Origin of the sequence: Acaryochloris sp. IP29b_bin.137 (assembly GCF_028285745.1) — a bacterium.
Taxonomy (GTDB): domain Bacteria; phylum Cyanobacteriota; class Cyanobacteriia; order Thermosynechococcales; family Thermosynechococcaceae; genus Acaryochloris.
Map to the genome: position 1 here is coordinate 1 of NZ_JANQOP010000010.1, position 4,500 is coordinate 4,500.

A 4,500-nucleotide genomic window follows, 5' to 3' on the forward strand; every position below is an offset into this window, starting at 1 on the left:
AGTGACGGTATGATTCCCACGACGATTCTCGACCATAGACTTCTGGATGCTACTTCTCCTGCATTAGAGGTGTGTAGCAACTAAAGTCTCGCACTGAAAGTGCATAGTTTTGGACTAGCGTGTTTAGGATAATAAAATGAAGACAGAGACTAAGTTGTAAATCCTATAGTATGAGGGTCCAGCTCAAGACTTAGGAAAATAAATTACAACTCGTCTCTGCCTGAAGATGTTTATCTTCGCTGTTGTCCATTACCAAGAACTCAACGAGAACATCTACAATCTAAAGTTCCCAAATATCTGAAAATCTAACTTATCTAAAATATATTATGAGAGAATAATCATCAATTTTCAATTTTTTATAAGACAACTTTTTCATGGGTAGTGATAGTTTTTCATCTAGCATCAATTTTTATAATTGATAGTCATGAAATAATATTTAATTGATCTATCAATTAGTAAGATTACAGTTAGAATTTTTGAATATAAGTAAACTGACAACAAAAGTTCTATCAAATCAATAGTATTTATTCTCGATAACTTGAGAAAAGGAATAACTTCTTGGAACGGTTGCGTGGAATATTTTTAATTTAATATGAGTAAACTTACTTCTCCGATACTTTCTTAACGTTGTTTAGATTTGCAATCTGAGTTTTGACAGTGCGGATATAGTTCATCGCCATCTTATATTGTGCTATGTTGCCGCTATTTTCGTAGAGTCTAGCGGAATTTTTGAAGTCGTTAATCGCAGCCTGATATTCTCCGACATGAAGTTGGAGAATACCTCGATTGCCATGGGCCTTAGCATTGCTAGGGTCAACTTCAATTATTTGAGAGTAGGTTTGAATAGCAGCTGAATAGTTAAGAGTATCAGTTTGAGAGGCAGCCAGTTGCATTAAGGTTGTAGTGTTTGGTGCAGTCTCATTAGTCAATGTAGTTTTTGAGGTGCTGTTATCCAAGACTTGCAGGAGATCTTTTGCAGCAGGGGTTTGCATTCTCTCCAGGGTGGCAAGGGCTAAAGACTGCCACTCTCTTTGACCATGCATGAGTTTGAGTTCGGTTAATGTCTCTTTTTCAACACTGCCAAGCATTTGAATAACTTGATTATGAAAGGCTTCTCCTTGAGAGGCTTTGAGCATATTGATTAGCCCCTTAGCTTTGGCTTGCTGATCTGAAAGCTCAGTTTCAGCAGAGGTAAAAGCGGGAGTAGTCTGATTTCGATAAGCTGTTGTGACTGTATTGGCAACTGGTTCGGCCTGGGCTGGGAATGTGCAGAGGGTACAGAGGGCCAAAAAGATGGTTGAGGTGAAACTTATAGATGCGTTCATTGAGAAATTTATGGAGCACTTCAAGCAGAAATAAAGATTAATCTTTATTTCTTTCTACAGTTACTAATATTGCATTCCTAGGTTTAAGATATCGTTTTCATACTCCCAATATCTGTATAACTTTTGTATAGGATTATCTAATTTCTCATTTTTTTGCCTAGCAGTAATTAGATCGTTGTTTCTCAGTAACTCTCATGTCATTACGGCTTGCCATGGCAAGATAGTATTTTGGCTTTCATGATAAGCTCGATGAAGAAACTACCCCGCTGCAAACAGACGGGGTATAGAATACGATTTGCTCCCAAACCGTAGATTTGGATTGCAATCCCATTTCTTCGATGTAAGCAGCGGGGAATCTACCCCCACTAGATTGAATCGCTACCGTCGTTTAGGGAAGGACTACGAACTCTATCCAAAAACGAGTGAAGCCATGATTTATGGCTGTTTTATTCGGCCGCTCATGCAACGATTAGCGATTTTAGATTCTGTTTAGAAATTAGCTTTGAGAGTGCCGATCAATGATGTGATCGCATTCGCGACACCTACAACTAAAAGCGGCTGAGAGCAGTAGGGAGAGCAGTAAAGGCATCTGGCTGCTAAAACGGTGTTTTAGCAGCCAACCAATAACGTCGATTCGCTCAGTTTTATCGCCCTGATTTAGCCTTGTCTACCTCATGTAATCTTTCTCCGAGTCGAAGACAATGATGCCAACATCAATCTAGGTCGCTTACTACAGGCTACTGGTCCAGATATGCCAGCCATATCCATGCAGTTCGTTAGCGGGTCATGGTGAAGCCGCTTATTCTTGGCGATTGTAGGGCAGCTTATAAACACCCAATCGACGGACCCTGTAAGCCTAGACAATAGCAAGCTCAATATTCGTTTCAGCTTGGCGTAAGCGGTCAGCCAGCACATCTCCTAATCCAGTGGCTGGAGTCAACACACCACCCCGGTGATGACCAGGCAGTTGATCAATTTGCGTCGCCAAACACAAGGCCGACTCACATAAAAACTTTACCGTCGAGCGGTTACCAGGATCGCCTTGATTCTGAATTAGACCACGAACTTGTTGACCATTGCTCGCTTGGCCGATTAGTTCGCAACGAAACCATCCCTCATCCATGACCTGGGTAGAAGGGCCACTTCCAGGTTGAGGGAGCCAAGACTGGAGCAGTCTCCGAGCCCATGATTGACTCAATGCCAATCCAAATAAGCCTGTGCCCACGGTGATGCCGATAGCAGTTAGTGGTCCATCGAATTTCAAATATTCTTGATAGGCAAAATGGGCACCGTAAGGCTCCTGCCATCGATCGAATAGAGCACTACTGCGCCTCACCACACGAGTATTCACAGGTCCCATAAAAAAGGGGGCTGTCCACGCCTGCAAATCTGAATCATATTGAGGTCGTTGAGGGTCTTTGCTCAGTGAAGAGCCTGTCTGAGGAGAATCTTCCTGGGGATTCAGCAAAAACGGATCAGCCATCTGAGCAGCCTGTCCTGACTGCATTAAGTTGATGGCAGAAGCCAAGGTGCCTCCATTCAAGCCACCCGCCATTTGGAAATAGGCTTTAACCCAGTGGCACGGGAGGCCTAACGCTTGCTGCATAAACCGAACGACTAGGTAGGTGCCGAGGTCAGAGGGGACTGAATCAAAGCCGCAGAAGGGAATAATGCGGGTGCCATCGGCTGCAGCTTTGGCATGGTATCGCTGGATTAACGATTTTACCCACGGTGTTTCACCCGTGATATCGACGTAGTGGGTTTGTTTGCGTACACAGGCATCAACCATCGCATCCCCATATAAAGCAAAAGGTCCAGCGGTGTTGAGAATGACGTGAGACTGTTCAGCAATGGTATCGAGCCCATCTTGATCTTGGCTATCCGCCACCAGGACATCTACTGTAACGGCACAATTCGTTTTAACTTGCTCTAGTTGTTGGGGATTCCGACCTGCGATCGCCCATCGGATTTGTTCACCAACATGCTCAGCAAAATATTCCACCGTTTGCCGCCCAGTAAACCCACTTGCTCCGTACAGGACCACATCATAGGGTCGAGGATTGCTCATACAGCGTCCCAGTCAACGGCTCCTTTATCGTATACCGATTCACCTGTGGCTACGTTTAAGGGAAATCCCCTCACCGGTAAGATTGGACCTTTTCCAAACTTAGCCTGACCTGAGATGATGGATTCATCTGATCCTCCACTGCTGGTAAATCATGCAAGATATCAAAAATAAACTCGCTGAAGACATCGCTGATATCGAATGGCGGGATCTAATACCTCATTCCCAACGGGATGCCATTATTGTGGTGACGCCTCACTTGAATTTGCTGGATGTGGGGGTTGCGATCGCAAATGATAATACCCAATCTGTCCAGCACTGGATTAGCGAAAGTCTGATTTACAAGCCTTCAGCTCAACAGTTGAGCGACTGGAACGCCCAACCAGAAACAAAATTCAGCACGTTGATTGTGCAACCTTTTGTTTTAGTTGCTCAGAGCGATTAAAGTATGGCTCAATAGCTGTTTCAGGGAGGTGGAGTCAGCCATTAGCTTGTAAGTCTTACTCAAACTGTGTTGCACGCATTGACCAAAAGCTATACATAGCAAAACTTTCAAGCATTTTTAGAGCCAGACCTGCCTGAAATCTATATACAGAGTGTTATTTTGCGTCTTTCTCTGCAAATATTGCAGAGTTTTAGATTAAGAGTAAAGACGGTATGTTGACGGGCGACAAACGATGAAAATCAAGATTATCAAGTTAAATGAAACAGCCCAAGTGCCTTGTTACAGTCATGACGATGATGCTGGGCTAGATCTGTATGCCATTCAAGCCCAGCAAATCCCGCCGGGTAAATCTGCCCTCATTCCTACGGGGATTGCCATCGAGTTACCCCAAGGAACAGAAGCGCAAGTCCGTCCCAGGAGTGGACTAGCCCTAAAGCATTCCATTACGGTATTGAATTCACCGGGTACCATTGATGCGGGGTATCGCGGTGAAATTGGCGTGATTTTAATTAACCACAGTCGAGAGGTCTTTCAGATCATTGAAGGGATGAAAATTGCTCAAATGGTACAATACCTTCGCCAAACGGTTAAAGATTTTCAGATGCTTGTCTAGGGTGTATCGCGCCTAAGTTGGCAACCTTGGCAATAATCTGTGCCCAAGAAAT

4 protein-coding genes are annotated in these 4,500 nt (G+C 43.9%); 2 read left to right on the top strand and 2 right to left on the bottom strand.

All coding sequences use genetic code 11. From position 1 onward, the window contains the following. Nucleotides 1–602: 602 nt before the first annotated feature. Nucleotides 603–1,325, bottom strand: coding sequence for a tetratricopeptide repeat protein (locus Q0991_RS00645; protein ID WP_299484569.1), 723 nt, complete (start codon nucleotides 1,323–1,325; stop codon nucleotides 603–605). An 856-nt stretch (nucleotides 1,326–2,181) separates the two neighbouring features. Next, nucleotides 2,182–3,393: a saccharopine dehydrogenase NADP-binding domain-containing protein gene (locus Q0991_RS00650; RefSeq protein ID WP_299484570.1), complete on the bottom strand. Its 1,212-nt coding sequence runs from the start codon at nucleotides 3,391–3,393 to the stop codon at nucleotides 2,182–2,184. A gap of 151 nt (nucleotides 3,394–3,544) precedes the next feature. Here Q0991_RS00650 and Q0991_RS00655 point away from each other — a divergent pair, with 151 nt between their 5' ends. Further along, complete coding sequence (locus Q0991_RS00655) at nucleotides 3,545–3,835, top strand: DUF2288 domain-containing protein (RefSeq protein WP_299484571.1); 291 nt, start codon at nucleotides 3,545–3,547, stop codon at nucleotides 3,833–3,835. 232 nt (nucleotides 3,836–4,067) lie between these two features. Further along, nucleotides 4,068–4,448: a dUTP diphosphatase gene (dut, locus tag Q0991_RS00660; protein ID WP_366524861.1), complete on the top strand. Its 381-nt coding sequence runs from the start codon at nucleotides 4,068–4,070 to the stop codon at nucleotides 4,446–4,448. Nucleotides 4,449–4,500 lie beyond the last annotated feature (52 nt).

Coding starts and splice junctions, on each gene's coding strand:
- Q0991_RS00645 (WP_299484569.1), bottom strand. CDS start 1,325: ATGAACGCATCTATAAGTTTCACCTCAACCATCTTTTTGGCCCTCTGT.
- dut (WP_366524861.1), top strand. CDS start 4,068: ATGAAAATCAAGATTATCAAGTTAAATGAAACAGCCCAAGTGCCTTGT.
- Q0991_RS00655 (WP_299484571.1), top strand. CDS start 3,545: ATGCAAGATATCAAAAATAAACTCGCTGAAGACATCGCTGATATCGAA.
- Q0991_RS00650 (WP_299484570.1), bottom strand. CDS start 3,393: ATGAGCAATCCTCGACCCTATGATGTGGTCCTGTACGGAGCAAGTGGG.